We start from the raw sequence: 26,681 nt of genomic DNA, 5'->3' as shown, positions 1-26,681 counted from the left end.
CTAACTGCCATCTCAGCGATAAACTTCCAAAGGATGGATTGTTATGCTAAAAAATTAAAATGTCGATGGGTGAGTGAAGTTATCAGTCATTTTATAACGAATTATTTTATCGAATATTAGTTCAAACGTAACCAGAATTACGTTGAGTGAAATTAATGATAAAAACACTCTTATGAAAATTTCGGAGCAATCTCAGTCAGTCGTTTAACAAGAAGGCATTTGTTTAAATCATTAATGTTAGCGATACCTATGTTTAGCAGGCAATTGAAGTCAAACAATTACGGCTTAGAGATATGCTAATTATTGAGTGTTTATTTGTGTTGAAACCACTTGTCGATGAAGTTACAACGGCTATCGGAATTCATTAGCGAATAGGTGAAGAGTTCAATTTTTACCTTTAAGCAGTTTATTCTAATAGATATATTCATTTTTTTTTTTGATAAGGCATTTATGGTTTCCTTTTTGCACCTTCACAAATAACACGAAAAAATGAAAGGGATTCTTACGGGATTTGAAAAACATTAATATAAATTTAATTTTTTAGTGGTAGATTGGGAAGGCCAAAGGCGCTCGACGATATCTTGTAAATATCACCTAGAATTATGACCTTAGAGCAGTCAATATGTCGATAGCAAAAGTTTTGTTTACTTCAAATGAGTCGATAGAATGGCTCTGTCGTTATTCATTTTTTGAGATCAGTCCATGAGCGAATCTTCCTGTTTAGTTGATTAGGAGAAAAAGAGAAATGGGAGGAGGCATATAATTGAGTCAATCGTTAAGAAGGTAACAAACAAATTAATAGCTGAATGATTGACTTACAGTTAGACTAAGAACGACTCATACTTGAGTTGTTTAATTGTCTTTTTTTTTTTATGGGAGAAACGTTTGAATAGGATCATCGCCACTTGTTGTAATAGGAGAGTATTTATCTGATTTAGGAGAAAATCGGGACAAAAAAAGGGAGACTAGGTCTCCTTGAAAGTTAACATAAACGCCTGTCTGATTAGGTTAATAAAGTTCATAATTATCCGTGCAATAGCTGATTTCACGTTCTCTCAGGCGATAGAAGCCCTTTTGAGGAACTGCTTGCTCAAGAGTGTCATCTTGATTTAGATTGGCGTAGACCCCCCTTAAAATGCGTCCTAAGAGACCGTGACTAATGACGATGTTACATTTTTCTGAATCAATATCCTTCAGCCAATTGCGACAGCGGTTCACTACATGATCATAACTTTCACCATTTGGCGCTTGAAAGTACCATTGATACTGATTTGTAGCGGCTAGGGCCTGAGGATAGTCCTGTTTAAGTTCAGAAAAACTGTGACCCGACCATTCACCTAAATCGACTTCTTGAAGTCGTTCATCAATAATAACGTCATCGAAGGGATAATCTAAATGCTGGCAAATAATTTTTGCGCTGTCCATGGCTCTTCCTAAGGGGCTAGCATAGATGGAAAGTTGCTTGCTAGATGTCAGCTGATGTTTTAATAAAATACTGTTTTGGGAGACTTGTGCCCGACCTAAAGGAGTTAAAGGCGAATCCAGAATGCCTTGGTATTTTCCTAACCTATTAAATTCAGTTTCACCGTGACGTAATAAATAAATCATCTTTAAATCAACCTCCTGTTAGTGGCTTGTATTAAGTGTAACACAAGCAAAAGGGAACAGAATCTAAAAAAAGGTTAAAGTGTTTAAGATAAATATAAGATGTTGAACCGCTTTACTGTTTCATGAAGATTTCTTTGAGCAAATTATTATTATCTTTTTTTTAATTATGGTACAATTCATTTATCGGTTGATAAGCGAGTGTTAAAAGGAGGAAGGAAAATGAGTCAGTTTATTAAACTTTTTTTGACAGCGGCAGGGTATTTTTTAATATTGGATATGTTGTGGTTGTTGGTTATTTCAAAAAAATTATATCAGCAGTATTTAGGCGAGTTAATGGGACAAGTCCGCCTAGGCCCGGCTGTTATTTTTTATGTTCTTTATGTTTTAGGGATGGTCTTTTTCGTTATTAACCCAGCTTTGGCAAAGGACAGCGCAGTCTATGCCTGTTTAGCAGGTGGTTTCCTTGGCCTCTTGTGTTATGCCACTTATGATTTAACCAATCTGGCAACCCTTAAGGATTGGCCAGTGGTGATAACATCCATCGATCTAGTTTGGGGAACAGCAGTTACAGCAACCGTCTCTGGGCTAACTGTATTAACAGCGAACCACTTTAATTGGAGGTAAGGCAGATGGAAGAGATGGTAGACAGGCAGGAGCATCAACGTTTTAAATTTGCTGTTCAAGCTGGTGCCCGTCAGGTGATTGCGCATAAGCAGGAGTTAAATAACATCAACGTATTTCCTGTTTCTGATGGGGACACTGGGAGTAATCTGGCGTCGTTGATGCAGACGATTTTAGAAGAAACTGGGGAGCAACTGACATCAGGTTTAGCCTTATTTGAACGCGTGGCAGACGCTTCTTTAGTAGGGGCCCGAGGTAATTCGGGGATTATTATGGCTCAATATTTTAATGGCTTGTATGAAAATCTAGCCAGAGAAGATGAGGCCTCCTTTGTTTCTCAATTTGTTAACAGTGCAAAACTAGCCATAACAGATGCATACCAGGCTATTGAGAAGCCAGTGGAAGGAACGATGATTACCGTCATTCGCTCATGGGGGGAAACCCTTCACAGTCAAAGTCAGGATGAAGCCATTGAAACCCGGTTGAATCATGCGCTACGAGTGGCCAAATTGACTTTGGAAAAGACTACAGACCAATTGAAAGTGCTACAAAAAAATCAAGTGGTGGATTCTGGTGCAAAAGGGTTTTATCTCTTTATTGAAGGGTTTACGCAATCCTTTAACAATAAAGAGATACCCGTTGCAGCAGAGGAGATAGTTAAAGTAAAACGCCACTTCCATCAAGAGTTGGCTGGCGAAAAACCCCTAAATCGTTATTGCACAGAGGTCTTGTTGGAAACGCAAGGGACGAAAGAGGAATTACAAGGAGCCTTAGCTGACTTAGGGGATTCGACTGTTGTGGCAGTCAATCGAGGTAAGGCCCGCATTCATATTCACAGCAATCGACCAGCAGAGGTTTTAAGCATTTTACGTGAATGGGGTCAGCCTATTCAGCAAAAAGCGGATGATATGTTATTGCAATACCAAATCCGACAACATAAAAAGGCACCAATTGCCTTAGTCACTGATTCGATTGCGGATATTCCTGCGGAGTATTTATTGTCTCACCAAATCCATGTATTGCCGATGGCCATACTGATTGGGGATGCCAGTTATTTAGATCGGTTAACGATTGAGAATAACGAGTTGTTTTCATTGCAAAAAACATTGGGGCGGGGGTCGACGTCTCAGCCTGGCTTGAGTCAAATTGAAAATCTTTTGGCCTTTCTGGATACCCTCTATGAAGAGATCATCGTAGTAACTGTCTCTGATAAATTAAGTGGAACCTACCAGAGTGTTAAACGAATTGCTCAAAAACAACTTTTGTCCGCTCGGATTGAAGTGATTGATTCCAAACAAAATTCGGCAGCCCAAGGGTTGCTAGTCATGCGGATTAATCAATGGATTCAAGCGGGAGAAAGCTTTGAACGAATTGTGGAAAAAGCCAATGACTGGCGGGATAAGGTAAAGATTTTGGTCAGTGTTGATGATTTGGAACCGATGATTCAATCAGGCCGTGTGCCTCAGTCTCTTGGAAGATTGGCACAAAAAATGAAGCTTAAACCATTGGTCAGTTTAGCTAATGGTGAGGGCAAGTTAAGTAGCTTTTCACTGAACCTAGAAAGCAATGAGTCAAAAATGCTGAGACAGATCATGGCATACCACAAGAAAAAACAATTATTAAGTTATGGGATTGTTTATGCGAGTGATGGTGAACGAGCAGAAAAATGGCAGGAACAATTAACGGCAAAATTGGGGATGCCTCCCTCTTTTGTGATGCCGATCTCAACAGTGGTTGCCTTAAGTGCAGGGGATGGTTCTGTCGCTGTTGCATTTGAATTTGATGAAGGAGTGAACGTGTGATGACAATCGGTGTAATTGCCATAGTGTTAGTCATTTATTTTACGGGTTTGTTTTTCTGGGCTCAGTACTTGAAAAATAATTCAATCGTTGATATTGCCTGGGGGTTAGGCTTTGTCATTGTTGCAGTGACTGGCTATTTAGTGATGCCTGAACCAACCATGGCCAGTAAAGTTACCTTAGTATTAGTCAGTGTTTGGGGGTTGCGTTTGGCCCTTCATTTGGCTAAGCGGAATATTGGCAAAGGAGAAGATTACCGTTATGTTAACATGCGTAAGCGGTGGGGGACTAAGCATGCAAAACTAAAGGCTTATCTCAATGTGTTTGTCTTGCAAGGTGTCTTGTTGATGATTGTGTCTCTGCCTATCTTGTTGGTCATGACGGGAAGTTCTGATAGCTTTTCATGGTGGAACTTTATCGGAATAGGCATCTGGTTATTAGGCTTTGGTTATGAAGTAATTGGGGATTACCAACTCACTCAATTTAAAAAAGATCCAACAAATAAAGGCAAGTTATTAACAACGGGGCTTTGGTCAACCACGCGCCATCCCAATTATTTTGGTGAATCTCTGTTATGGTGGGGCATTTTTTTAGTGACGTTGAATGAAGGGCGCAATCTCTGGGGAATCATTGGTCCACTAGTTATAACCCTTTTATTACTCTTTGTTTCTGGTGTCCCTCTTTTAGAAAAGAAATACAAAGATCGCCCGGATTTCAAACTGTATGCGAAAAAGACTGCTAAGTTTGTGCCGTTTATCGGTAAAAAAGGGCAATAAACCAAAAGGTCAGAATCCGATTGATTCTGACCTTTTGGTCATTTTTGTGCGATCAGCACGTAAAGTGAGTCACTGGTATGATGCTGGTCTTTAAGGATGAAACCGGCCTCTTTTAAAGAGTTGATCAAAGTGGTTGGCTCTAAGCGTGGGGCGCCGTGATGACCATGTCCGTGGTCGCTTTGCTCCAATTCAAGGATAGCAAAGTGGCCGCCAGGTTTCAAGACTCGGTGGACTTGGCCAAGGGCTGTTTCTAAATCTGATAATTCGTGAAGAACTAGCGAAGCTAGGACATGGTCAACCGTATTATCTTCCAAAGGAATGTCATCAATTGAGGCGTTTAATAATTGGATATTAGCTAGATCAGCTTCTACGGCACGTGTGGCGATCAGCTCAAGCATCTTAGCACTAAGGTCTAAGGCATAGACATTCCCGCTTTGCTTGGCAGCAGGTAAAGTAAGGAAGCCTGTTCCAGCACCTAAATCAAGTAGGCTATCTGTGGCAGTTAGCGGAATCATGGCCAAAAACTTTTCAGGTGGTAGTGTCGTGTTTCGCTGTTGATTGTCCAAGTAGCTGACCTTCTTCATAAAATGGTCATGGTGTTTATCGTTAAAATGATGTGTCATAACTGCTCCTCTTTTGGTCTGTATTTTTGATAATAGTTAAGGGGTAAATCACAGGGAATTCCCTTAGTTAAAGCTCTTATTGATGAGCTGTGCATTGACGGCAATCGCAGCTTTGCTGCCTTCAGCCGCAGCAATAACCAGTTGTGAAGGGTTCACGATGGAAACATCGCCACAGGCCAATAAGCCAGCTACAGTCGTATGGCCCAGATCATCTGTTTTAATCCCACCTTGTTGATTAAACTCGCAACCCAAATCTTTAGCAAAGCTAGTGGCTGGTTCCCAATTTGCTGCAATAAAACCGCCATTCCGTGTGATCTGGGTCTGATCTGCTAAGGTAATCGAAGTCAATTGCCCTTGACTGCCCGAAAGTGCCACAATGGGCTGTTCATACAGGGAGATGCTTTTTTCTTGGAGCCGTACTTTTTCTTGTTCCGTTACCACCTGATGGCCGTTGGTGCAAACAATGAGATCCGAACTCCAGTTGTAAACAACTTGGGCAAAATGAAAGGCGCGATCATTATCAGCAATCACGACGAGGGCTTGGTCTCTCAACTCCCAGCCGTCACAGAACGGGCAACTAAATAAGCTCCGACCATAATAGTCGTGAATTGCTGGAATGTCAGGTAAGACATCTTTATAACCGGTGGCTAAAATAACCGTTTTGGCGTAATAAGAGCTGGCATCATCTGCAGTCACAGTAAAAACATCTTTCTGTTTAGTCACACTGACTACTCTTTGCCGCTGAATGTTAATACTGGGATAAGCGGTTAATTCCTGATAACCAATTGCTCTAAAGGCCTCAGGTGTAATCCCATCTCGTGTAATAAAGCCATGGGATTCGTTGGTCACTCGATTTCGTGGCTGATTGTCATCGAATAGCAGGGTCAGACGTCGTGAACGCCCCAGGACAAGGGCGGCGTTTAACCCGGCAGGGCCACCGCCAATAACAATACAATCCCAAATCATAGAGGCACCTCCTCTTTGCTTTGACTCTCAATGTTCTGGGGAAGAGAATCGGACTTAGCTGTCATTTCTTTGGCCACATCGATTAAAAATTTATTGGCTAATTCATCTGCCATATGCTGCTCAGCATCTACCATCACATTTTCAATTAAACAATTATCATCGAAATGGATCGAACAGTGAAAGAGATTGGCCTGTCCTTCGATGAGTTGAATCACGTCGAGAAAAGAAATTTCCTCGGGATTTTTGGCAATCCGATAGCCCCCGCTGACACCAGGGGATGAATCGATAAGTCCGCCCTTGGAAAGCTTCCCTAAAATTTTGGATAAATAGGTGGGAGACAGTTTTTGCATTTTGGCTAATTGATTAACGCCAACCGCCTCCCCCTTTGGAACAAGTAATAAATAAATCATCGTATGTAAAGCGTAATTTGTGGCTTTTGAATACTTCATAATAACCCCCTAGTTTAAATGTCGCTATTAAAGACCTTCTTTGTCTTTAATTGATTTTAATCATAACATGTGTCTTAAGTCAGGTCAAATAATAAATCTTGTAGACTCTGATGGGAACCCTTATAATTAAGAAGATTGAAAATTTGGAGGTGTGATTCAACTATGGTTCCTATTATGATCTGCGAAGACAACTGGTTTTATCAAGAGTTACTGCAAAGAGAATTAGAAGCGTACATCATGATTAATCGGTATGACTTTAAAGTGACCTTAGTGACGGGAAATCCTATTGAGTTACTAAGTGAATTATCAGAAAATTCCCAACAAGGGATTTATTTTCTAGATGTTGATTTGCAACATGAGTTATACGATGGCTTCAAATTAGGCAAGGAAATCAGGCGCGTGGATCCACGAGGATTTATCATCTATGTGACGACTCATGAAGAACTAGCTTTTGAAACCTTTCGCTATCGGGTTGAAGCCATGGATTATGTGATAAAAGACGATGAGAAACATTTTGTGACCCGTCTTCATCGGTCGTTGGATAGTATTATTGAGCGATTAATGGCAGAAAAAGTCGACAATCGGCGCTACTACACCGTCAAAGTATTTGATGAAGTTCACCATATCCCCGTGGAGGAGATTATCATGATTGAAACCTCCTCACACAAACACCGGTTGTTGTTACATACAGCGAACCAGTCTCTCGAATATTTTGGCAGTTTAGCAGAGGTGGAAAAAGATTTGGAAGGGCCATTTATTCGGGTTCACCGATCGTTTTTAGTCAATAGAGAGCAGATTTTATCGTTGAATATTAAAGATAATCGGTTGATTTTAAAAAATGGGCTGATTAGTGAAGTGTCTCGGACCAAAAAGAAAAACTTACAACGTTTGTTGAAAGAAAACCTTGAGGCAAAGAAGAGTTAACGGGTTATGATGTTTTATTAATTGTAATAGCTGAGATGACTAAAGGAAGCCAAACTTGGCCAAAAAGCTTTTCACAAATAGTAAAAAACGTGACTTATGGTTTATTAAGTTATTAACAGATTGTGGATAAGCATCCCATGTGCTGAAAGAAACCAAGTTTGATCAAGGTTATTAGAGGTAAATACTAGAAAATGGCGGACAGATGACCGTTGAGGAAGAAAAAAATACAGTTTAGGAGCAGTTGGCTCCTAAACTGTTTATTTTTGTTATGCTGATTAAGTAAGGGATCCAGAGTAGGGATGAGAAAGTTTGGGTCTCTTAATGAGTGCCAGGGAGCCAATGATTCACAGTTTAGATAGATGGTGCTCAACCAGTAGTCGCTTGAGCGAAGGAGCAGGCAAATCCTCCTATTTATTTTTGGTTGGTGGTATTACTACCTAATATTAATTCCACCTATTATTAAAGAGTATTTAAGTGTCAAGTCGGGAAAAGATTAGCATAAAGAAGGAGCAGGAGAGTATGGGAAAAAATGTTTTAGTTATGGATCACATCGGTAAAAGTTATGCCAAGCACACGGCGCTAAAGGATATTTCTTTGGAGTTACGAGAGGGAGAAATATTGGGCTTTTTAGGGCCTTCAGGGGCAGGAAAAACGACCACTATTAAAATTTTAACGGGGCAGTTGAGTCAAACTTCAGGGTCTGCCACGATTTTAGGTCGGGACACACAGAAGATTGATCAGAAAATTTATGAGCAAATTGGCATTGTGACGGATAATAGTGGCATCTATGAGCGCTTAACCGTGTATGATAATTTAGCAACCTTTGCGGAAATACTCAATGTGGATAAAGGATACATCAATGTCTTACTTAAGCGGGTAGGCTTGGAGAAACAAAAAAAGCAAAAGGCTGGCAAGTTATCCAAAGGACAGGGGCAGCGGTTGGTTTTGGCAAGGGCAGTGCTGCACTCACCTAAAATTTTATTTTTAGATGAACCGACAAGCGGTTTGGATCCTGCAACAGCGGGGAGAATTCATTCTTTGTTGCAAGAGCTAAAAGCAGGCGGTATGGCTATCTTCTTAACCACTCACAATATGGAAGAGGCGACAAAACTTTGTGATCATGTGGCCTTGTTAAATGAAGGGCAGATTGTCGAGTTTGGTACGCCAAAGGAAATTTGTTTGCGACACAACGATGATAAACGTTATCGCATTATTTTGGATACCCAGGAAGAACGTCAACTTTCTCACAGTGATGAATCACTGGCAGTTATTAATCAGTTGTGGCAAGAGAATCGGATTGAGGCGCTCCATTCCTGTGAACCAACATTAGAGAATGTCTTTATTAAAGTAACAGGAAGGGAGCTAAGCGCATGAGATTATCTGGCAGAAAAACAATGGCAGTGGCAAAGTTAAAATTCAAGATGGTTCTCAGTAACACCTCTGCTATGATGGGACCGATTATGGCGATTGGGATGGTGGCTATTATGAAAATACTTTACGGTTCGCTAGCAGGTGATAGTCCTGAACAGCTTCCAGCTCTCTACGCGTCAGCACTTAATATGGGTGTGGTCATGAATATTTCTTTAGGGGGGCTCATGTTGACTTGCTTACCTATGGCAGAAGAAAAGGAAAAAAATACGTTACGTTCTTTAATGACTTCTTCAGTAAATGGGTTGGAATATTTTTTGGGCAGTATAGTGTCTCCAATGATTGTGATGATCGTCACCAATGTGCTAGCCGTATTGATTAGCGGCATTGATATGAGTCAGTTTAACTGGGGGATGTATCTGTTGTTAACAACCATCGCTAGTTTGCTGAGTTGTGTCCTTGGCATGTTAATTGCCATCTTCTCGAAAAGTCAAATGTCTGCTAATGCCTCATTGACACCTTTTGGTTTAATCTTAGCGATTGTTCCGATGTTTGGTTTGGCAAGTGAAGGTTTGGGAAATGCTAGTAAGTTTCTTTACACCGGTGTAGTTAGTCAGATGTTGAGCAGCTACGGAACGGGCACCTCATTTACTTTAGAGACTCAGTCTTTACTGGTATTTATTGTCCAAGGGATATTGATTATGGGACTGTTTGTCTTTTTCTATCAACGGAATGGTTACGAAGCAGATTAAATTAGAGAGCCTGTATCAGGGCTCTTTTTTTGCGGGGAAAAAGCTAGCTGTCGTCAAAGTTTAAAATTAGTTTTAATAGGACCTTGCAAAAGCATTTTTAATCATGTTACCCTATGGTCAGCTAGCAATAAGAGCTCATCGGCCGATGAACAACGAGGAGAAATGATGAAAAAAACTGTCGAATATTTACCTGCCTACCGACTAGCTTATAAACGCAGTATTGGGCCGTATGGTAGTGAGAACGCGAAGGTCATGGCTGAATTGAAAGACTGGGCCAAAGAGAGGAATATATTGAATGAGGGCGTTGTCTTTGGGATACCTCAAGACAATCCCGAAGAGACCGAGCTTAAGGACTGCCGTTATGATGCGACTATTGTAATCGATTGTGACTTTGTTTTAGATGATGAGGTTATAGAGGGGGAATTTACTGAAGGTTGGTATACAATTTTCAGAGTGGAGCATACGGCAGCAGCTGTTTCACAAGCATGGCAGGAGATTGGGGCGTTTTTAGCTGAGCAAGAGGTAGTCCTTTTTTCGCCAATTGTCGAGAGATACCGGTCAGCATGTGTGGCCCGGCATATGTGCGAAATCTGCGTGCCAATTGTTAAAGGCTGAGTATGACTTGCTATCTGACCATTTTAGATTTAAACTAGTGTTTGAGAATGTTATCACAAAATGACTTAAAGAGGTGCAAGATGAAAACAGCAACGATTACAAGTACGATGGATTTGACTCATGGCGGCTGCAATGCCTGTGGTCCAGCTGAGAGCCTGCTTTATTCCATGGAGATTGATCAACGAACCTTGGCTTTAGAGGAATTAAATGTGTCTTCTTTGGTGATGGCAATCGTCCTTCATGAAGGCTGGAGTCAAGAGTTTAAAGTAGAGATGATTGATGAGTACATGCTCTATAAAAAAGGTGATAAAGAAGTAAACTTGGTTGAAGAGTATAATCAGTTAACCTATAGTGGCACTGAAACTATAACCGTGGCTGATAACTATTCGACTCAGGCAGAGGTCTTTGAGAACGCCAATCGCGTACTTACAACTATTTTTGGTATAGAGACCATCACCTTTATAAGTTAAGTTAACCCCTCACTAGTGTGCTAGTGAGGGGTTAGTGTCAGTTATTCCATTAATGATTCAGTTTCAAGCACAGATAGTGAACTGGTCACAGGCTCGATAGGAATGTCACGATTAATTTGCCAGTCGAATTTGCTATCAGTCTGGTAATAGACGACAATAACGCGTTTACCTTCAAGGGGACTGGAACCTGACCTTCGAATGGCACAGTGAGGGTGTCTTCGCCTTCAAAAACGAGGCATATCGTTGTATCATAAGGTAATTTACCATACTTATATTTGCAAAATTTAGGTGAAATCAATGAAGAAATTATTTGGCCCCAATGGTTTACGGAGTTGACTTGGAGTTCACTCTAAGTGTTAGTCTATAACTAGCATGGAGGTGTCGGAAGATGGAAAAGCTCAAAAAAATCTTGAAAAAGGGGCTGCGGACAAGGCTCGAAAGTTTAATCGAACATGAGGATGAGGCGTGTTTTGTCAGGATATATCAGGCTTATAAAGATGGCTTAAGCGAATGAACTTTATGGTAAACTAAATAGTATAAATAATGTCAGGAGGGGATAGGATGAATATCAGCAGTGTCAGTAAAGAAACTGGAGTCTCAGCAGACACCATTCGCTATTATGAACGAATCGGCTTGATTCCATCGGTTAAGCGTAATGTCAGCGGAGTTAGAGAGTTTACAGATGAAGATGTTAGATGGATTAGTTTCAGTCGTCAAATGCGTCATGCCGGGATGTCTATTGAAGCTTTAATTGAGTATTTGAGTTTATTTCGTGAAGGGGATGAAACAGTCCCAGCCAGAATCGATTTATTGAAGGAGCAGGAAGCTGTTCTTCAAGAAAAAGTTGACTTAATGCAAGAAGCCTTGGAGCGATTGCGATTTAAAATTGATAATTACGGGAGTCATATGATTCCCCGTGAGAAAACCCTCAAAGAATTTGAGTAGACAGCCTCTCTTTTTGAGGGGTTTTTTTTGTGATTTACTGATTGGGAAAAAAGGTGATAGATTCTGAAAATAATGCTTACGAAATTTTTTTATTTATGCTACGATAATGTCTGTGTCAAAAAAAGAACGAAATGGAGTGGATGAAATGCCAACAAATAAAAAAGAAGGAATTTTCTTTACAGTAGTCATGTGTAGTCTGATGGTATTAGGAATGACGATTTACAATATAGCATTAGTGGAAGGCTTCAATATGGGCTTGGTGAAGTCGGTGGCATTTGGGTTTTTCCCTGGATTTATTGTGGCTTTGGTACTGGATGTTGTTGTTGTGGCACCTGTGGCAAAAAAACTAGCCTTTAAGTTGCCAATCAACAAGGAAAAACCTTTACAAGTGATTTTAGCCATTTCCGGTTGTATGGTTTGTGGGATGGTGATCTTTATGTCCATCTTTGGTTTAGTAACAGAAGGCAATTTTTCGGGAAATATCTTCCTCAATTATTTAATAGTGGCTCGCAATAACCTCGTGATGGCATTGCCTTTACAGTGGTTAATTGTCGGACCTCTAGCAAGAAGAATTTTGGGCATCTATCAAAATCGTCAATTGGAAACAGCATAAAGAAGACTCTAAATTCGCCAGACGCGCAAATTTAGAGTCTTTTTTTAATAGATTAATTTAAAGTTAGTTGTGCTTGTTGCTTGGATAAGCGGGTGTTTCTGTAGGTACTCACCAATCAGTTCCGTCATATCTATGGTGACTTCCCGAATGATTTTATCTGCACCGAACATGGCGTAATCACCGCCACCAACAGCTCGGTATTGGTTGACTACAATCTCCAGCAGTTGCTGATCCTCAATCGGTTGCCCGTGATAATCGAAGCGAGTAATGCGATGCCCTTTTGGCTGGCTGACATCGATGGTGTAATCAATGCCTGCGTACAAATCGTAATTATAATGTTCCACTTTTGGTGAAAGAAAGGTGGGGCTCACCAAAAGTTTACCATCTGCTACTTCGAAATATGTGGCTGATCGTTCAAGAGCCTGGCGTAATTCCTGGCCAGTCACCTTTAAAACAGCTAAGGTGTTTGGGTAAATGTAGTTTGTCACCACATCTCGCATGCTGATGTTGGCCCCAAAGCCGGTACCATGATTATCAAAGAGAGCCGTGCCGGAAATATCTGTTCCTGTTGCGTCCATCTGGACCTGATGAATAAAGTTGATATAGGGATGACCTTGAGTTCTAACAGCCATCGGGTCGGTGATTCGCATATCGCCTTCCACTTGACCAATCTGTTGGTCCAACCAGGTCTCTACTTCGGCTAACAATGGCGAGAAGGCCTGATGCATGATCGGCTCTTCTTCACCTGTTACGGGAATTAGTTCGGCCTGACGCTTGGTAATCAATTTTGATTGGGGGTCAATTTTCAGTTGGACAGAGCCGATAAATCGACCTTTATCTCCGGGTTGAGTGAAGGCCCAGTCCTCGTTAGCGAAGGCCATCTCCCGATGCTGATGACCTGTCAGTAAGACGTCAATTCCAGGTACCTCGTGCAAGAGTTGATATCCTTCATTTTCTCCTGTTAAGGTTTCAGTTGGCGTGCCAGAGTTCAAGTCGCGCTCAAAGCCACCATGGTAACTGACCACGATGATATCAGCTAGCTTTCTTAGCTTGGGAAGATAGTCCTTTGCTGTTTCGACTGCTGACTTAAACGTTAACCCCTTAACTGTGGCAGGCTGTTCCCAGTGAGGAATATAAGGGGTAGTCAGACCTAATAAGGCAACCTTGATACCAGCTTTTTCAAAAATAACATAAGGGTGGCCAGTCAGTGACTGGCCCTCTTCATTTAAAATGTTGGCACAAACAATCGGATAGTTTAATTTTGCAATGGTGGCTTCCAAATACTCTCGGCCGTAGTTAAATTCATGATTACCCAGAACGCCAGCATCAAATCCCATGGCATTCATCATATCGGCCATTAAGAGACCCTCTCGTTTAGCCACATAATAACTTAAAGGGGAGCCTTGTAAGAAATCCCCATTGTCAATTTTAAAGAGAGGACCCTCAGCATCCTGCTCCAATTGATTAAATAGTCCTTTGACTTTGGTAGCGCCAAAGGCTAATGATTGATTCCGCTGACGAAAATCAGTGGGATAAATATAGCCATGAAGGTCGCTAGTTGATAAAAATTGTAGGTTCATTGTCATCTGCCTTTCTTGTAGAGTTACCCGTTCACTAATTTATTTCGTAGTTTATTGGAAATGACCTCTACGATTAATATTAGCACAATGAGACCGATTAATATTGCCCCAACTTGATTCCATCGATAAGAGTTCATTGCAAAGATTAATGGCGAACCAATCCCACCTGCACCTACTAAGCCTAAAATCGTGGCATCACGCAAGTTCATATCAAAACGATAAATCGTAATGGAAACAAAATTAGCAATGAGTTGAGGGATAATTCCAAAGCGAATCTTTTCAAAGGTGTTACAACCCATAGCAGTCATGGCTTCAAGAATCCCTGTGTCGATATCTTCAATGATATCCACATACAGTTTCGAAACCATTCCAATAGAGGTTAGAGACATGGTCATCACGCCGGCAAAGGCACCGGGGCCAGTGACGCGGACAAACATTAAGCCGTAAACAAGGGCTGGGACTGTTCGAATGACGATGACTAAAAAACGAGTGATCAAATAAACAGGTTTTGGTACCACACTAGGTGCCATTAAAAAGGCGACAGGAATCGATAAAACCGCACCGAAAACAGTCCCTAAAAAAGCGATACAGATGGTTTCAAATAAGAGGTAGGGCACGCCCTGATTGGAGACATTTAACAACAAATCCAGATCGGGGTGCAAGATTCCTTGAATAATGGTCAAGGCGATTTTCCAACCACCATCATCGATGGCATTGAATTGGATGGCCGATAATGACCAGATAAAAGAGCCGCCAAGGATGACAGCCAATAAGCTGTATTGCCATTTTTTTGAAGGTTCTTTCAACAGTTGAGTAGTAATTGTTTGATTCATGAGTGGCCTCCTTTTACTGTAATTTCTTGCGACAATATTCACTGATCATCTCAATGATTGCCACGGTGATGACTAACACAACAAGAATCATGCCGACGTTATTGTATTCTCGCCAGCCCAATCGTTCATTTAAAATGATTCCCAGACCACCAGCACCGACATAACCAAGAATGGAAGCGTAACGTAAATTTCCTTCAAAGTTAAATAAGGAGGTAGACAGGTAGGTTGGTAAAATTTCTGGAATCACGGCATAACGAAAGGCTTGAAAGCGAGTTAATCCCATGGATTCCAATGCTTCAAAGGTAGACATATCCAAGGCCTCAATTTGTTCGTAAGTTAGTTTCCCCACGTAAGCCACAGTAAAAATAAAGATGGCTAAAGTTCCAGCCATGGTGCCTAGGCCGAAAACAAAGGTTGCGATTAAGGCGGTTACGATGGTTGGTAGGGTTCTGAGAATGCTTAAAATTAATTTAAAGAAGCCAGTAACCAGTTTGTTTTTGACGATATTGGCAGAAGCGAATAAAGCCAAAGGAACAGCGACTAAAGCGCCTACCAGAGAGCCCAGGAGGGACATTTTAATCGTATCAAACAAAGGTTGCCACACACGGGGCAGAAAATCAAAATTGGGTGGGAACATGTCTTTTAAAATAGCAAAAAACTGATGGCCGCGGGTAAATAAGGTTGTAAAGCTAAATTTGGTGACGTTCATCGCCAAAATGGTAAAGAGCAAGACTAACAAAACGATTAAAGGGGTAAAGGAAGGTTTTTGGACAATTTCTTTGCCATTAGGCAGTTGAATTGTTTTGCCACGAACTAGTTTTTTCATGTCAGTTATCCTTTCTCGTGTTTTTGATAAATCTCATCAAGGACGTCTTGAGTCACCTTTGAGGCAAGACCATCGTAGACGATTTTCCCTTTGCAAATGCCAATAACCCGATCGGCATATTCCAAGGCTAGGTCAACATGGTGGATGTTAATCAAAACAGACATATTTAAGCTTTCATTGATTCGTTTAAAATCGTCCATGACGATTTTGGCTGTCACTGGATCTAGTGAGGCTACAGGCTCATCGGCTAAGATGATTTCTGGATGTCTTGCCAGTGTTCTTGCTAAGGCAACCCGTTGTTGCTGACCACCAGAGAGTTGATCCACTCGGGTAAAGGCTTTGTCTAGAATCCCTACATTATCCAAGGCTTCTAAAGCGACAATCTTGGCTTCTTTTGGAAAAACTCCGAGTAAACGGCGCCACCAGGAAAGGTCTGGAACAGATGAGATCATCACGTTTTTTAGAACAGTGGAACGGGTGACTAAGTTGAAGGATTGGAAAATCATGCCGATTTTTTTACGGAAGTCCCGAATCTCTTTCCCTTTTAAGGCGTTGACATTTGTACCGTTGACGGTTAAGGTGCCTTGATCAATGTCATGCATGCGATTAATACAGCGGATTAAAGTCGATTTTCCAGCACCAGAAAGGCCGATGATAGCGACAAATTCACCTTGCTCGATTTCTAAGTTGATATCTTGCAAGGCGACAAAGCCATTGGGGTATTTCTTTTGAACGTTTTCAAATTTAATCATTTTTTGTCTCCTGCTTTCCTAAAAATAAGAGGCCGGACAATGTCCAAGGCCTCTTGTTTAACCTATAAATGAGTGTCAGTCATTATTTAGCTAGGTCTTTGATTAACTCTTGCGCTTTGCGTTCGCTGTCGTAATCTTTAGACGTCGCTTCTTTATATCCTTCGTGGCTGTAGATACTGATAACTTCTTTACCTTCTTTGCTTTCACCGATGTTGATGAAGGCTTTTTGTAAAGCCGATTTTAATTTGTCATCCATTTTATCAGAGTTTTTGCTGACAGAAATGGTGTCATTGAAAATAGCAGGGGTTACGCCAATAACATCTGTTTCATCCCATATATCTTTGTCACGTTTGTATTCAGTTTTCCATGTATCTTCGTAATCACGACGACCATCGGCATAAGTCAGTAAGACGTCAACTTGACCAGCAGCCAAACGGGCGAAGGCACTACCGTATGAATCAGATTGAACAATATTTTTTAGTTCAGATAAGTTTTTGTTATAATTTTCTTGCATCCAAAGGCTTGGGTAGATATAGCCAGCAGGAGAAGATGAGGACATCACGCTCCAAGAGGCATTGTTTAAGTCATCCCAGCTTAATTTTTCACCAGCATTGACTTTTTTCGCCAATTCTTGTCCTTTTGAAGAGGGACCTGCGATCATCAAGGCACGATAAGACTCGGCTTGTTTGTCAGTTGGTTCCGTTGGTTTATTGTCATTCCATTCTTTTGGTTCATCTGAATCGATGGATAAACCAGCACGAGTAGCTGTTAAAATGACATCGGCACCATCATCGTATAAGACGTAAGTCCCACCAGGAATAAAGCCAACATCCAAGGTCCCAGCTGCAAGTGATTCACCAACGGCTTCAAAGTTTGTTCCAACAGTGATATCAACATGTTTAATGTCATATCCCTGATTTTTCATTTCCTCAATGATTAATTCTTTCATCGGCTCAGTCCCAGAGACAATTTCTTCTGGATCACGAGATGGGACAAATCCAACAGTCAACGTATCGATTGCCACATTGCCATTTTCTGAAGTAGCTTCCCCGTTGTTCTTGCTACCACATGCTGTAAGTGCGGCAACTAACCCTAATAAAATAACAGATTTAAAAACTTTTTTAAACACTGACATATCCTCCTTGATACTTTCCTTTTTTTAATACATTTAGAGTATATCATTTGAGTATTAAAATTTCATGGCAAAACGCTTATTTACCAATTGTTTTCGTCTTTTTTACACAGACTTTACACTGATAAAAACAGGACTTTTTTTTAAGGTTTATTTTTTGGTGAACAGTTAATTTAAGTCTGTTTAATTAATCCGATTTGGCAAAAGATCGGCAAAGTTATTTAGAATTTGGTAAACTATAGACATTCCAAAAAAATTAGAGATATCGTACCAATGAATAATCTGAGTCAATGAACCCAGGCTCTTTTTACTGAAGATTAAGTGGGACGATAAAGAAAAGAGGCGTTTGTGATTAAAACAGTGGTTATGTGGTTTCGAAAGGATTTGCGTTTAGAAGACAATACGGCTTTCTTGAAAGCTCTCGCAGAATTAAAAACTGACGAACAGTTATTATGTTTGTTTCAGTTAAATCCGGAACAATTTAAAGTAGGAACAAAAAATCACGACTACTTTTTTTCTGCTTTGGTTAATTTTGAAAAAGTTGCTAAGGAGCATGGATTCCCTCTCCATTTTATGGCAGGAGAGCCGTTGGCATCCTTTCAAGCATTAAAGCAAGCGTACCCTGATTGGCAAAAAATCTATCTTAACCGTGATTCTCGTGGCAAGGGGCAAGTCAGAGATGAGGTGATGACCAGTTATTTTCGCTCTCAGGAGATTGAGATTGTGGCAACTCAAGACAGCCATCTCCATGGTGAAAGTAGTGTGTTGAAAAAAGATGGTTCTTATTACAAAGTATTCACCCCTTATTACCGTCAGTGGCGTCAGTTGCCAAAACGACCAGTAGCAAAATTAACGGATTTTTCAGGTAAGGTGGTGGCAGAGACTGAAAAGTTTGAGGCTGGACAAAGGGTCTTTCAGGAAGTGGTAGCAGGGATTACGCTCTTCGAGAGCGTTGGTGAACAGCGAGCAGAAGACCGTTTAAATGAATTTGTTATGGAGGAAATGAGCCGTTATGATCGGCAACGTGATATTCCTGCCATAAAGGGGACTAGCCGGTTGTCACCCTACTTGCGAACGGGAGAACTTTCCATTCGTAAAGTTTGGCAAGTAGCAACGGCGATGCCGGAGAGTGACGGTCAACAGACCTTTTTGAAAGAGTTGGCATGGCGTGACTTTTATCACATGATTTATAGCCAAAATCCGCAACAAAATACTCAGGAATTGAAAGAGCATTATCGACACTTACCTTGGCGTCGGGATGGCCAACTTTTCCAAAGATGGGCGGAGGGGCAAACGGGTTATCCAATCATTGATGCCGCCATGCATCAACTTAATCAAACGGGTTGGATGCACAATCGCTTGCGGATGTTAGTGGCCTCTTTTCTGACAAAAGATCTGTTGGTGGATTGGCGTTTAGGGGAAGCCTATTTTGCTGAACAGTTAATTGATTATGACCCAGCCAGCAATATAGGGGGGTGGCAGTGGGCAGCTTCCACGGGGACGGACGCAGTGCCTTATTTTAGGATTTTTAATCCCACCTCTCAAAGTGAGAAGTTTGATCCAGATGGGGCCTTTATTCGCCGTTATCTGCCAGTCTTAAAAGAGGTGCCAAAAGCATGGATTCACGCCCCTCATTTAATGCCTCATGAGATTCAGGAAAAGCTTGGAGTAGTGGTTGGCAAGGATTACCCACAGCCGATGGTCGACCATCAAGAAGCACGGAAATTAGTCTTAGCGTTTTTCAAACAATAGATAGTAGGTTGATAAGGAGATTGAGATGACACTAAAAAAAGCGATTGAGTTGCGCGAAGCTGGTGATGCTTTAGAATCGTGTGAGTTGTTAAAGACTTTATTGGAAAAACAGCCTGATTCTGCAGAATTGAATTATCACTGTGCTTGGAGCCATGATGTAGCGGGATTAGAACAAGAGGCAGTGCCTTATTATGAGCAGGCGATTGCCTTGGGTGGGTTAGCTGAAAGTGAGTTACAAGGGGCTTATTTAGGCTTAGGCAGTACTTTCCGAACGATTGGTGCCTATCAGCAGTCGAAAGAGCTCTTTCAGAAAGCAAAGGGGGTATTCCCACAGAGCAACGTATACGATGTTTTTTTAGGAATGACGCTCTATAATTTGGATCAGCATCAGCAGGCTATGAGTCTTTTATTAAAGGTCATTAGCCAAAGTGAAGACCCTGACATTGCCATGTACCAGAAGGCCATTGCCTACTATGCGGATCACTTAGATGAAAGGTGGTAAAAAGATGAAGCAAACCATTATAGAAGAAATAAAACGAATTGAAAAGGAAGAAGAGGTGACGATCTGGTACGCTGTCGAATCTGGCAGTCGAGCCTGGGGCTTCCCTTCAAAAGATAGTGATTACGATGTCCGTTTTATTTATACGAGAAAGCCAGAGTGGTATTTGTCGGTTCAGGAACGGCGGGATGTGATCGAATATCCGATTGATGACTTACTGGATGTCAGTGGGTGGGATTTGAAGAAGGCCTTGATGTTATTGAGAAAAAGCAACCCTAGTCTGATTGAATGGCTGGTCTCGCCCATTATCTATCAAAAGAAGGGGAAGCTAGCAGAAGAGTTACTGAAGATGGTGCGGGAGCATATCTCCTTAAAGAGTTTGATCTATCATTATCTACATATGGCACGAGGGAATTATCGTGATTATTTAAGGCAGGATCAAGTTAAAATTAAGAAATATTTTTATGTTTTGCGCCCGATTCTTGCTTGTATGTATATTGAGACCTACGGTATTGAGCCGCCAATTTTATTTTCGGAACTTCTGGCTCAACCGAAAATACCTGTTGAAGTGGTCAATGAAGTGACGTTGCTTTTAAATCGCAAACTGGCAGGGGATGAATTGGATTGGGAGCCTCGATCTGACACTTTAAATGACTTTATCACCACTCAAATCACTTATTTTGAAGAGGCAGTAAAAGACATTGACAGCGGTCAACTAGTTAGTTACGACACCTTAAATGACTTATTTAGGCGGTATGTCAACCAGTAACCCATGACAAGGAGGAAGAGATGAAGAAAAGTATCCTAGGCATTGTTTTATGTTTAGTCAATTTAACTGGCTGTGCCACGGCTAATCAAACATCGGAACCGGCATCGGAGATTCGTCTTTCTGAACTCTCAGGGGAGTCAGATAAAGTTCAGTTGTTAAATGCAGTCGTTGAAAATACCAGTGTCTTTGAGTATCAGCTTTCTGAAACAACAGAGTATGCTATTTGGTGTGACAGTTACGAAAAAGGTATATTTGTTGAGAGTCAGCAAGTCCTTTATGGGGATGCTGAGAAGAGTGGGAGTTTTATCTTTTCCAGCCAAGTGACTGATCTGGCTGATGAAACTGACACGAAGTCCTATCAGTTTAATGTTGATGGGACAAATCTTAATGGCAGTCAATCAAACATTAGTCCGATAGAAGCCATGGGCTTGATGCAAAAAAGTGCCAAACCTATTCAAGTAGATAAAGATGGGTATTACCCGCTTTTGGCCATTAATTTTCAGAGTGCGGAAGGGGCAAAAATAACTTCGGAAATGACAGCGGAGCAAGAATATAGTTTGACTGATGAGATGCTGAAAAATGGGAAAGAAGCGGTAAATGAAAAAAATGTTCCCTATAAACTTCTAGTATTTCGAGTGGTGTTTCACTGATAAAAAAGAGTCTGATTCTATTTGGAATCAGACTCTTTTTTAGGCTATAAGTGAGGTGTCGCTAGTCACTAGTGTTGCCAAAACATTGGCATAGATAGCCATGCCGTTGTATAGATCACTTAACTCTACGTATTCATTGGCTTGGTGGGCCGTGCTGTTGGTGGACTGTGAACTTTTTGTGCCAAAGGCAATCGCATTGGGCAAGGTCCGTGCTAAGGTGGCACCTGTTGTAATTCCGGGAGGCGTGAAATCCTTGGTTAAGTCCTGATAAGTTCTTAGGACAGTTTGCAGGAAGGGGGTCTCCAAGGGAACTAACGCACCATCCCACTGATCGTATTCTTCAAAGCCTAAACCATATGCTTGGCTGGCTACTTCAATTTTTTGACGAATGTCAGCATAGTCAGCAATTAATGGATAACGAATGTCCAACCAAAGCTGACTACTGTTTTCATTAATCTCCAACTTTCCTAAATTGAAAGCAACTTTCCCAGAAATATCGTCTTCCAGTTCTCCAAGTAAGGCGGTTCCATGCGGATCAAGGCCGATTTCTTGGGAGATAAATTGCAGGAGTGGGTGTTGAGCGTAGTGATTAAGTGCGACAGCTAATTGACTGACAGCGTTATTGCCTAAATGATTGACACTGGCATGTACGGCCGTTCCTGTAACAGTTAAGGTATCACTTCCTGTTTGTGTGACGTCTTGTTTGTCTGCTGTTAGTTGGGTTAGTAAATCAGTCAGTTGAGGCCCTTGATAGTGAGCCTTGCTTGGAACAATATTAAAAGCCTCCCCGCCATTAAGACTAAAGTCAGTCGTTCCTGGACCATGAAGTTTGATATTGACTAGTCCTTTTTCGCCATAGGTAAAGGGAAAACGTCCATCTGGCACAAGGGTGGCTGTAGGAATTTCTTCTTGTTGACGGTAAGCTTTTAAGCAGCGAAACATACTTTCTTCATCGGTGCTAAAGATATAACGAACCCGCTTTTTAAAGGTGACACCTGAATCAATCACAGCTTTTAACCCGTGAAGGGAAGCTGCTGTAGGCCCTTTATCATCACCAGAACCTCGTCCGTATAATTTGTCATCAATCACCGTTCCGGTAAATGGCTCAGTGTGCCATAAGGCATGATCTCCCTCAGGTACTACGTCCAGATGACCGACGATGCCGATTAATTCTTCTCCCTGTCCATAGTCGGCATAGCCGTAATAACCAGCTGGGTCAAGATAAGTGGTACATCCCAAAGACTGGCAGTAGTCCAGAGCATATTCCAAGCAGGATTGAATATCTTTACCAAAGGGCATAGCTCCTTCGGCGGGGCCGCAGACAGAAGGAAAAGCGACTAGGGCTTTGGCTGTTTCGATACAATCGGCTTTTTGTTGGCTTGTTAAAGTTATCATGTGTTACTCCTTCTCGATGGTGACGTATTTGTAATTAACTGCGCCAACAGGATAGGTAACTAATCCTTTGACAGTTGGACTAATCAATGAGGCATTTGACTTTTGATACAAGGGAATAATCCCCACATCTTCCATTAAAATCTTTTCGGCTGCAATCAGGCCTTCATAACGTTTTTGCGGGTCATTGTTCCACTCTGAGTGGACTTGAGCCATCAGTTTATCGTAAGTTAAGTTGCTGAAGCTGCCACTGTTAAAGCTTGAATCTGTGGTGAATAGGTCGAGAAAAGCGGTGGCGTCTAATTTGTCAGCCCCCCAACCAGAAAGCAGTAAATCAAATTTACCGGCGTCACCAAGTTCAACCCGCATCTTTTTTGGGACTCGTTTAAGGGTTAAACTTACACCTTTTAAGTTGTCTTCGATTTCCGCCTGCAAAGCTTCAGCTACTTTTTTGGTTGTGTCATCGTCGTCCATGACTAATTCAAGTTCTAAGGTATCGATTGATAATTCCTTTTTAGCGGTTTGCCAGAGAGCGGCGGCTTTTTTTGTATTATAGGTCAGGTAATCACCAGCATCCTCACGAAAATCAAGGCCAGTTTCCGGATTTTCCATTAGCTGAGTTGTCACCAAACCATGGATGGCTTTTGAACCATCTTGAATAATATTGTCGGCTACTTGCTCGCCATTAATGACCGAGGCAAGAGCTTCTCTTAGAGACTGGTTTTTTAATGCAGGGTTAGTAGCATGGTTAATTTCCAAATAAGTCGAACGAGCCGCTAAGGTTGAGACAAACTCAGGACTTTCTACATTTTGTTTGGCGAATTCACCAGTTAAATTGATTTTGTCTAATTCTTGATTTTGATATAAGTTAAAACCTGTGTGTACCTCTTTGATCACTTGATTGGTAATAATATCCAGATTAACATTGTCAGCGTCCCAGTAGTCAGCGTTTTTCTGATAGGTCCACTGAGAGCTAGTGCCGTCCCAATCCGTTAAAATGAATGGGCCGTTGTAAAGCAAGGTATCGCTGTTAGTGGCAAAGTTATCCCCTTGCTCTTTAGCAAACTCTTCCTTAACTGGGAAAAAAGTCGTTCCTGTGATTAAAGAAATAAAATAGGGCGTTGGCGTTTCCAGTGTGACTTCTAAGGTGGTGTCGTCCAAGGCTTTAACCCCAAGGCTGTTGACGTCACCCTTTTCCAGGTTAATTTTTTCGCCATTTTTTATGAAGTACATCAAGTTAGCGTAGTTGGAGCCAGTGGCTGGATCAGCAACCCGTTGCCAAGCGTAGACAAAGTCTTTGGCCGTCACAAGACTGCCATCAGACCATTCGACATTGTCTTTGAGAGCAAAAGTATAAGTTAAACCATCTGGGCTAATCGCGGCTTCTTCTTTGGCAATGGCTGGAATTGGTTTTCCTTTAGGGTCTAACCGATAGAGGCCTTCCATTACCTGATTGATGACCTCGTTACTGACCGTATCTTGAGAAAGGGCAGGATCCACCGTTGAAACTTCAGCGTCTAGACTAACGCCAAATTCGCGTGCCGACGCAACCTCTTGTTTAGTTGTTGGTTGGGCTGACTTGCCGCAGGCGGCTAATAATAAAGTGGCTGATAAAGCGAAAGTGATTAAACTGATTTTTTTCATATCGGTGGGCTCCTTTTCTGTCTGTGTCTGTTGATAATGATTATACGTTAAAATGAATAAAAATGCAATATTATTTTAAAAAATGAATAAAATAAGTTTCTAGTCCTTTTGAATAAAGGGAAGTCTCTATTTTATGCATTAAATTTGTATATTAGTTAATGGCTAACTATGTGGTAAAATCAAAGTATGGACTAAAAAAATAAGGAGGTAGAGCATGTTATTACTATCAAGACAAGATATTGAAGAGGTATTTTCCATGAGCGAAGGGATTGAGGCAGTCAAGGAGGCTTTTAGCTTATTTTCGGAAGGGAAAAGTGAGGTTCCTTTAAGAACCCAGATTCAGGCTGAGGGACATGGGACCTTTTTGTTTATGCCGGCCTATTCTGCTACATTAGAGGCAGCTGCGGTAAAAATTGTTTCCATTTTTCCTGAAAACAGCAAGCGAGGGCTACCTTCAGCGCCAGCCCAAGTGATGTTGATCAATGGCTTAACCGGTGTGGTGGAGTCTATGTTAGACGGAACTTACGTGACTCAGTTGCGGACAGGAGCAGCCTCAGGCGCGGCTTTTGATGTGTTAGGTCTAAAAGATGCTGAATATGGAGCCTTGATTGGGACGGGAGGCCAAGCGGCTTGTCAATTAGAAGCCATGATCTGTGGCAGACAGTTGAAAGAAGTAAGAGTAGCCGGTCTCGATTTTGAACGGACCAAGGTATTTGTTGAAAAGATGAACCGTTCTTTAAGGGCATATGGAACTCGGATTGTTGGTGTCGCAACATCTGCAGAAGCCGTTGAACAAGCAGATTTGATCATTACGGTAACTTCGGCAACCAGTCCTGTTTTTGATGGTAGACTCGTTAAAAAAGGCGCCACTATTAGTTGTGTTGGGTCTTATCAACCCCAGATGCAGGAGTTAGATCCCTTGATTTTAAAGGAGGGGGCTAAGATCTATTTTGATTCAGAAGAGGCCGTTTTGTCAGAGTCTGGTGATCTCTTAATCCCTTTAGCTGATGGTGTCATTACGAAGGAGTCTTTTTCTGGCGATTTGGGGGATGTCTTATTAGGTCGTTGCCTTGGGAGAGAAAATGACCAAGAGATTATCGTCTTTAAAACCGTTGGAATTGGCACACAGGATTTAGTTACGGCGAAAGCCATCGTTGAAAAAGCCAAAGGGGCTCAAGTTGGTACGAAGTGGGAATAATGGTGAAAAACAAGTAATCGCAAGTCAAATCAAGCGCCATTTTTTTGTTGTCTTTATAATAAAAGGAGGGCAGACGAAATAAGGGGATTCAGATGTACGAGTGGCAGCAACAAATCCAGCTAGTTATGAATGAGATTGATAAATGCATTAAGAGTTACAATAGTGAAGCGTTGACATTGAAAGTTCTTTCAAATAGGTTGGGGTATTCCGAATACTACACGACTAGGAAGTTTAAAGAAGTATCAGGCGTCTCTTTTAGAGATTATTTGAGGAATAGGAAGCTGGCATTTGCCTTAAAAGAGGTGCGGGATAAGGACAAAAGTATTTTGGACATTGCGTTTGATCATGGTTTTTCGTCAAATGAAGCCTTCACTAGAACCTTTAAAAGGACGTACGGAGTGACTCCCAGCGAATATCGTAAACAGCCTCGAGCGGTGGTTCTTCGTACAAAAATCAGCTCCTTCGACCGCTACTTTTTAGGATTTGGAGAGATTGGGATGATAAAATCAACAGATGAGATTAAGATTTATTTTGTAACGATTCCTAGCCATAAATTTTTATTTGTTCAAAACAACGAGAGTAATGGCTATTGGGATTTTTGGCAGAAGCAAGCTCTTATTCCCGGACAGGACTGTGACACGATTTGTGGCATACTGGATAGCATCGAAGGGAAATTGGATGACCAAGGGGGGAGCGAATCAAATAGTAGCTGCGGTCAGATCATGGCTTACATTAATAATCCAGAAGGAGAGTATCTGGTTTTTGAGCACGGGTCATTTGATTACGAGCAAGAAAATCGCAGTGTGGAAGAAAAAATCGAAAAAGCGATGGCAAGCTTTGACTTTACTCATTCAGGTTATTGTTTTGATACGTCACTTGGGAGAATGATTTATTTTTACCATGATCCAGAAAACGAATTTAAGTATGTCAGACCAGTTCGAAAAGAAAATAGCTAAGCTTACTGGTTGTTAATCAAAGAAGGGACACCCTTAATTAAAATCAGCACAGGCATCTTGCTAGATGGCAGCATTCATTTATGGTTTGACAGACAGTTACTTAGCATAGATGATAGAGGGTGGGACAAAAGTAGATGATTAATCTGCTTTTATCCCACTTTTTTTGTGT

28 protein-coding genes are annotated in these 26,681 nt (G+C 41.3%); 17 read left to right on the top strand and 11 right to left on the bottom strand.

Features of this window, described 5'->3' with window-relative positions:
• Positions 1-1,008: 1,008 nt before the first annotated feature.
• Entirely contained in the window at positions 1,009-1,608 is a 600-nt protein-coding gene (locus RWN13_RS22150; protein WP_314068084.1) for a histidine phosphatase family protein, read from the bottom strand.
• Between the two features lie 219 nt (positions 1,609-1,827).
• On the opposite strand from RWN13_RS22150, the gene RWN13_RS22145 reads away from it, so the two are divergent.
• The 3 genes from RWN13_RS22145 to RWN13_RS22135 are packed head-to-tail and all read left to right on the top strand — an operon-like array spanning position 1,828 to position 4,804.
• Entirely contained in the window at positions 1,828-2,232 is a 405-nt protein-coding gene (locus RWN13_RS22145) for a DUF2177 family protein (protein ID WP_314068083.1), read from the top strand.
• 5 nt (positions 2,233-2,237) lie between these two features.
• Complete coding sequence (locus tag RWN13_RS22140; protein WP_314068082.1) at positions 2,238-4,031, top strand: DegV family protein; 1,794 nt, start codon at positions 2,238-2,240, stop codon at positions 4,029-4,031.
• On the top strand, positions 4,031-4,804 hold the full coding sequence (locus tag RWN13_RS22135; protein ID WP_314068080.1) for a DUF1295 domain-containing protein: 774 nt from the start codon (positions 4,031-4,033) through the stop codon (positions 4,802-4,804). The genes RWN13_RS22140 and RWN13_RS22135 overlap by 1 nt, the downstream gene beginning before the upstream one ends.
• Before the next feature lie 38 nt (positions 4,805-4,842).
• On the opposite strand, the gene RWN13_RS22130 is transcribed toward RWN13_RS22135, so the two are convergent.
• The 3 genes from RWN13_RS22130 to RWN13_RS22120 form a co-directional block, all read right to left on the bottom strand.
• The gene (locus RWN13_RS22130; RefSeq protein WP_314068078.1) at positions 4,843-5,427 is read right to left on the bottom strand and encodes a class I SAM-dependent methyltransferase; all 585 of its coding nucleotides are present in this window, start codon (positions 5,425-5,427) and stop codon (positions 4,843-4,845) included.
• A 63-nt stretch (positions 5,428-5,490) separates the two neighbouring features.
• On the bottom strand, positions 5,491-6,393 hold the full coding sequence (locus tag RWN13_RS22125) for an NAD(P)/FAD-dependent oxidoreductase (RefSeq protein WP_314068076.1): 903 nt from the start codon (positions 6,391-6,393) through the stop codon (positions 5,491-5,493).
• Positions 6,390-6,842, bottom strand: a complete 453-nt coding sequence (locus RWN13_RS22120; RefSeq protein WP_314068074.1) for an Rrf2 family transcriptional regulator — start codon at positions 6,840-6,842, stop codon at positions 6,390-6,392. Before RWN13_RS22120 ends, RWN13_RS22125 begins: the two co-directional genes overlap by 4 nt.
• A gap of 162 nt (positions 6,843-7,004) precedes the next feature.
• Between RWN13_RS22120 and RWN13_RS22115 the strand changes: the two genes are divergently transcribed.
• From RWN13_RS22115 to RWN13_RS22080, 8 genes are all read left to right on the top strand, one after another.
• Entirely contained in the window at positions 7,005-7,766 is a 762-nt protein-coding gene (locus RWN13_RS22115; protein WP_314068073.1) for a LytTR family DNA-binding domain-containing protein, read from the top strand.
• A gap of 519 nt (positions 7,767-8,285) precedes the next feature.
• Positions 8,286-9,140: an ABC transporter ATP-binding protein gene (locus tag RWN13_RS22110; protein WP_314068072.1), complete on the top strand. Its 855-nt coding sequence runs from the start codon at positions 8,286-8,288 to the stop codon at positions 9,138-9,140.
• Positions 9,137-9,886, top strand: a complete 750-nt coding sequence (locus tag RWN13_RS22105) for an ABC transporter permease (protein WP_314068071.1) — start codon at positions 9,137-9,139, stop codon at positions 9,884-9,886. Before RWN13_RS22110 ends, RWN13_RS22105 begins: the two co-directional genes overlap by 4 nt.
• 165 nt (positions 9,887-10,051) lie before the next feature.
• Positions 10,052-10,501 (top strand): GyrI-like domain-containing protein, encoded by a 450-nt coding sequence (locus RWN13_RS22100; protein ID WP_314068069.1) that lies wholly within the window; start codon positions 10,052-10,054, stop codon positions 10,499-10,501.
• Between the two features lie 80 nt (positions 10,502-10,581).
• Entirely contained in the window at positions 10,582-10,971 is a 390-nt protein-coding gene (locus tag RWN13_RS22095) for a DUF4809 family protein (RefSeq protein WP_314068068.1), read from the top strand.
• Positions 10,972-11,359: 388 nt separating this feature from the next.
• Positions 11,360-11,485: a hypothetical protein gene (locus tag RWN13_RS22090; protein WP_314068066.1), complete on the top strand. Its 126-nt coding sequence runs from the start codon at positions 11,360-11,362 to the stop codon at positions 11,483-11,485.
• A gap of 47 nt (positions 11,486-11,532) precedes the next feature.
• Positions 11,533-11,916: a MerR family transcriptional regulator gene (locus tag RWN13_RS22085; protein WP_314068064.1), complete on the top strand. Its 384-nt coding sequence runs from the start codon at positions 11,533-11,535 to the stop codon at positions 11,914-11,916.
• Positions 11,917-12,061: 145 nt separating this feature from the next.
• Positions 12,062-12,529: a DUF2798 domain-containing protein gene (locus tag RWN13_RS22080; RefSeq protein WP_314068063.1), complete on the top strand. Its 468-nt coding sequence runs from the start codon at positions 12,062-12,064 to the stop codon at positions 12,527-12,529.
• A 44-nt stretch (positions 12,530-12,573) separates the two neighbouring features.
• On the opposite strand, the gene RWN13_RS22075 is transcribed toward RWN13_RS22080, so the two are convergent.
• The 5 genes from RWN13_RS22075 to RWN13_RS22055 all read right to left on the bottom strand — a co-directional run bounded on the left by RWN13_RS22075 (position 12,574) and on the right by RWN13_RS22055 (position 17,655).
• Entirely contained in the window at positions 12,574-14,109 is a 1,536-nt protein-coding gene (locus tag RWN13_RS22075) for a bifunctional UDP-sugar hydrolase/5'-nucleotidase (protein WP_314068061.1), read from the bottom strand.
• 23 nt (positions 14,110-14,132) lie between these two features.
• Positions 14,133-14,942, bottom strand: a complete 810-nt coding sequence (gene phnE, locus RWN13_RS22070) for a phosphonate ABC transporter, permease protein PhnE (protein ID WP_314068060.1) — start codon at positions 14,940-14,942, stop codon at positions 14,133-14,135.
• Between the two features lie 13 nt (positions 14,943-14,955).
• Positions 14,956-15,768, bottom strand: coding sequence for a phosphonate ABC transporter, permease protein PhnE (gene phnE, locus RWN13_RS22065; protein ID WP_314068058.1), 813 nt, complete (start codon positions 15,766-15,768; stop codon positions 14,956-14,958).
• Positions 15,769-15,773: 5 nt separating this feature from the next.
• Entirely contained in the window at positions 15,774-16,520 is a 747-nt protein-coding gene (phnC, locus tag RWN13_RS22060) for a phosphonate ABC transporter ATP-binding protein (protein ID WP_314068057.1), read from the bottom strand.
• An 82-nt stretch (positions 16,521-16,602) separates the two neighbouring features.
• The gene (locus tag RWN13_RS22055) at positions 16,603-17,655 is read right to left on the bottom strand and encodes a phosphate/phosphite/phosphonate ABC transporter substrate-binding protein (protein WP_399553717.1); all 1,053 of its coding nucleotides are present in this window, start codon (positions 17,653-17,655) and stop codon (positions 16,603-16,605) included.
• Positions 17,656-18,000: 345 nt separating this feature from the next.
• Between RWN13_RS22055 and RWN13_RS22050 the strand changes: the two genes are divergently transcribed.
• From RWN13_RS22050 to RWN13_RS22035, 4 genes are read left to right on the top strand one after another with little or no spacing between them, the layout of a single operon-like run.
• On the top strand, positions 18,001-19,404 hold the full coding sequence (locus RWN13_RS22050; RefSeq protein WP_314068055.1) for a deoxyribodipyrimidine photo-lyase: 1,404 nt from the start codon (positions 18,001-18,003) through the stop codon (positions 19,402-19,404).
• Between the two features lie 25 nt (positions 19,405-19,429).
• Positions 19,430-19,906, top strand: a complete 477-nt coding sequence (locus RWN13_RS22045; protein WP_314068053.1) for a tetratricopeptide repeat protein — start codon at positions 19,430-19,432, stop codon at positions 19,904-19,906.
• A gap of 4 nt (positions 19,907-19,910) precedes the next feature.
• Entirely contained in the window at positions 19,911-20,672 is a 762-nt protein-coding gene (locus RWN13_RS22040; RefSeq protein ID WP_314068051.1) for a nucleotidyltransferase domain-containing protein, read from the top strand.
• 20 nt (positions 20,673-20,692) lie between these two features.
• Entirely contained in the window at positions 20,693-21,322 is a 630-nt protein-coding gene (locus tag RWN13_RS22035) for a hypothetical protein (RefSeq protein ID WP_314068049.1), read from the top strand.
• Between the two features lie 39 nt (positions 21,323-21,361).
• Here RWN13_RS22035 and RWN13_RS22030 read toward each other — a convergent pair whose 3' ends face one another.
• Both RWN13_RS22030 and RWN13_RS22025 read right to left on the bottom strand, forming a co-directional pair.
• Positions 21,362-22,717, bottom strand: coding sequence for a Sapep family Mn(2+)-dependent dipeptidase (locus RWN13_RS22030; RefSeq protein ID WP_314068047.1), 1,356 nt, complete (start codon positions 22,715-22,717; stop codon positions 21,362-21,364).
• A gap of 3 nt (positions 22,718-22,720) precedes the next feature.
• Positions 22,721-24,358 (bottom strand): peptide ABC transporter substrate-binding protein, encoded by a 1,638-nt coding sequence (locus RWN13_RS22025; RefSeq protein ID WP_314068045.1) that lies wholly within the window; start codon positions 24,356-24,358, stop codon positions 22,721-22,723.
• A gap of 214 nt (positions 24,359-24,572) precedes the next feature.
• On the opposite strand from RWN13_RS22025, the gene RWN13_RS22020 reads away from it, so the two are divergent.
• Together RWN13_RS22020 and RWN13_RS22015 are read left to right on the top strand one after the other, a co-directional pair.
• Positions 24,573-25,556, top strand: coding sequence for an ornithine cyclodeaminase family protein (locus tag RWN13_RS22020; RefSeq protein WP_314068043.1), 984 nt, complete (start codon positions 24,573-24,575; stop codon positions 25,554-25,556).
• A gap of 92 nt (positions 25,557-25,648) precedes the next feature.
• Positions 25,649-26,512: a helix-turn-helix transcriptional regulator gene (locus RWN13_RS22015; protein ID WP_314068041.1), complete on the top strand. Its 864-nt coding sequence runs from the start codon at positions 25,649-25,651 to the stop codon at positions 26,510-26,512.
• Positions 26,513-26,681 lie beyond the last annotated feature (169 nt).

It is taken from the genome of uncultured Vagococcus sp., from assembly GCF_963518325.1.
Lineage (GTDB): Bacteria > Bacillota > Bacilli > Lactobacillales > Vagococcaceae > Vagococcus_D.
This window is presented reverse-complemented; position numbering and strand designations above follow the sequence as displayed.

What these genes read in the sequence shown, in the direction of transcription:
- RWN13_RS22035 (WP_314068049.1), top strand. Translation starts at nt 20,693, where the DNA reads ATGAAGAAAAGTATCCTAGGCATTGTTTTATGTTTAGTCAATTTAACT.
- RWN13_RS22040 (WP_314068051.1), top strand. Translation starts at nt 19,911, where the DNA reads ATGAAGCAAACCATTATAGAAGAAATAAAACGAATTGAAAAGGAAGAA.
- RWN13_RS22115 (WP_314068073.1), top strand. Translation starts at nt 7,005, where the DNA reads ATGGTTCCTATTATGATCTGCGAAGACAACTGGTTTTATCAAGAGTTA.
- RWN13_RS22020 (WP_314068043.1), top strand. Translation starts at nt 24,573, where the DNA reads ATGTTATTACTATCAAGACAAGATATTGAAGAGGTATTTTCCATGAGC.
- RWN13_RS22075 (WP_314068061.1), bottom strand. Translation starts at nt 14,109, where the DNA reads ATGAACCTACAATTTTTATCAACTAGCGACCTTCATGGCTATATTTAT.
- RWN13_RS22130 (WP_314068078.1), bottom strand. Translation starts at nt 5,427, where the DNA reads ATGACACATCATTTTAACGATAAACACCATGACCATTTTATGAAGAAG.
- RWN13_RS22105 (WP_314068071.1), top strand. Translation starts at nt 9,137, where the DNA reads ATGAGATTATCTGGCAGAAAAACAATGGCAGTGGCAAAGTTAAAATTC.
- RWN13_RS22110 (WP_314068072.1), top strand. Translation starts at nt 8,286, where the DNA reads ATGGGAAAAAATGTTTTAGTTATGGATCACATCGGTAAAAGTTATGCC.
- RWN13_RS22120 (WP_314068074.1), bottom strand. Translation starts at nt 6,842, where the DNA reads ATGAAGTATTCAAAAGCCACAAATTACGCTTTACATACGATGATTTAT.
- RWN13_RS22100 (WP_314068069.1), top strand. Translation starts at nt 10,052, where the DNA reads ATGAAAAAAACTGTCGAATATTTACCTGCCTACCGACTAGCTTATAAA.
- RWN13_RS22030 (WP_314068047.1), bottom strand. Translation starts at nt 22,717, where the DNA reads ATGATAACTTTAACAAGCCAACAAAAAGCCGATTGTATCGAAACAGCC.
- RWN13_RS22085 (WP_314068064.1), top strand. Translation starts at nt 11,533, where the DNA reads ATGAATATCAGCAGTGTCAGTAAAGAAACTGGAGTCTCAGCAGACACC.
- RWN13_RS22140 (WP_314068082.1), top strand. Translation starts at nt 2,238, where the DNA reads ATGGAAGAGATGGTAGACAGGCAGGAGCATCAACGTTTTAAATTTGCT.
- RWN13_RS22135 (WP_314068080.1), top strand. Translation starts at nt 4,031, where the DNA reads ATGACAATCGGTGTAATTGCCATAGTGTTAGTCATTTATTTTACGGGT.
- RWN13_RS22095 (WP_314068068.1), top strand. Translation starts at nt 10,582, where the DNA reads ATGAAAACAGCAACGATTACAAGTACGATGGATTTGACTCATGGCGGC.
- RWN13_RS22125 (WP_314068076.1), bottom strand. Translation starts at nt 6,393, where the DNA reads ATGATTTGGGATTGTATTGTTATTGGCGGTGGCCCTGCCGGGTTAAAC.
- phnE (WP_314068060.1), bottom strand. Translation starts at nt 14,942, where the DNA reads ATGAATCAAACAATTACTACTCAACTGTTGAAAGAACCTTCAAAAAAA.
- phnC (WP_314068057.1), bottom strand. Translation starts at nt 16,520, where the DNA reads ATGATTAAATTTGAAAACGTTCAAAAGAAATACCCCAATGGCTTTGTC.
- RWN13_RS22055 (WP_399553717.1), bottom strand. Translation starts at nt 17,655, where the DNA reads ATGTCAGTGTTTAAAAAAGTTTTTAAATCTGTTATTTTATTAGGGTTA.
- RWN13_RS22080 (WP_314068063.1), top strand. Translation starts at nt 12,062, where the DNA reads ATGCCAACAAATAAAAAAGAAGGAATTTTCTTTACAGTAGTCATGTGT.
- RWN13_RS22145 (WP_314068083.1), top strand. Translation starts at nt 1,828, where the DNA reads ATGAGTCAGTTTATTAAACTTTTTTTGACAGCGGCAGGGTATTTTTTA.
- RWN13_RS22025 (WP_314068045.1), bottom strand. Translation starts at nt 24,358, where the DNA reads ATGAAAAAAATCAGTTTAATCACTTTCGCTTTATCAGCCACTTTATTA.
- RWN13_RS22090 (WP_314068066.1), top strand. Translation starts at nt 11,360, where the DNA reads ATGGAAAAGCTCAAAAAAATCTTGAAAAAGGGGCTGCGGACAAGGCTC.
- phnE (WP_314068058.1), bottom strand. Translation starts at nt 15,768, where the DNA reads ATGAAAAAACTAGTTCGTGGCAAAACAATTCAACTGCCTAATGGCAAA.
- RWN13_RS22015 (WP_314068041.1), top strand. Translation starts at nt 25,649, where the DNA reads ATGTACGAGTGGCAGCAACAAATCCAGCTAGTTATGAATGAGATTGAT.
- RWN13_RS22045 (WP_314068053.1), top strand. Translation starts at nt 19,430, where the DNA reads ATGACACTAAAAAAAGCGATTGAGTTGCGCGAAGCTGGTGATGCTTTA.
- RWN13_RS22150 (WP_314068084.1), bottom strand. Translation starts at nt 1,608, where the DNA reads ATGATTTATTTATTACGTCACGGTGAAACTGAATTTAATAGGTTAGGA.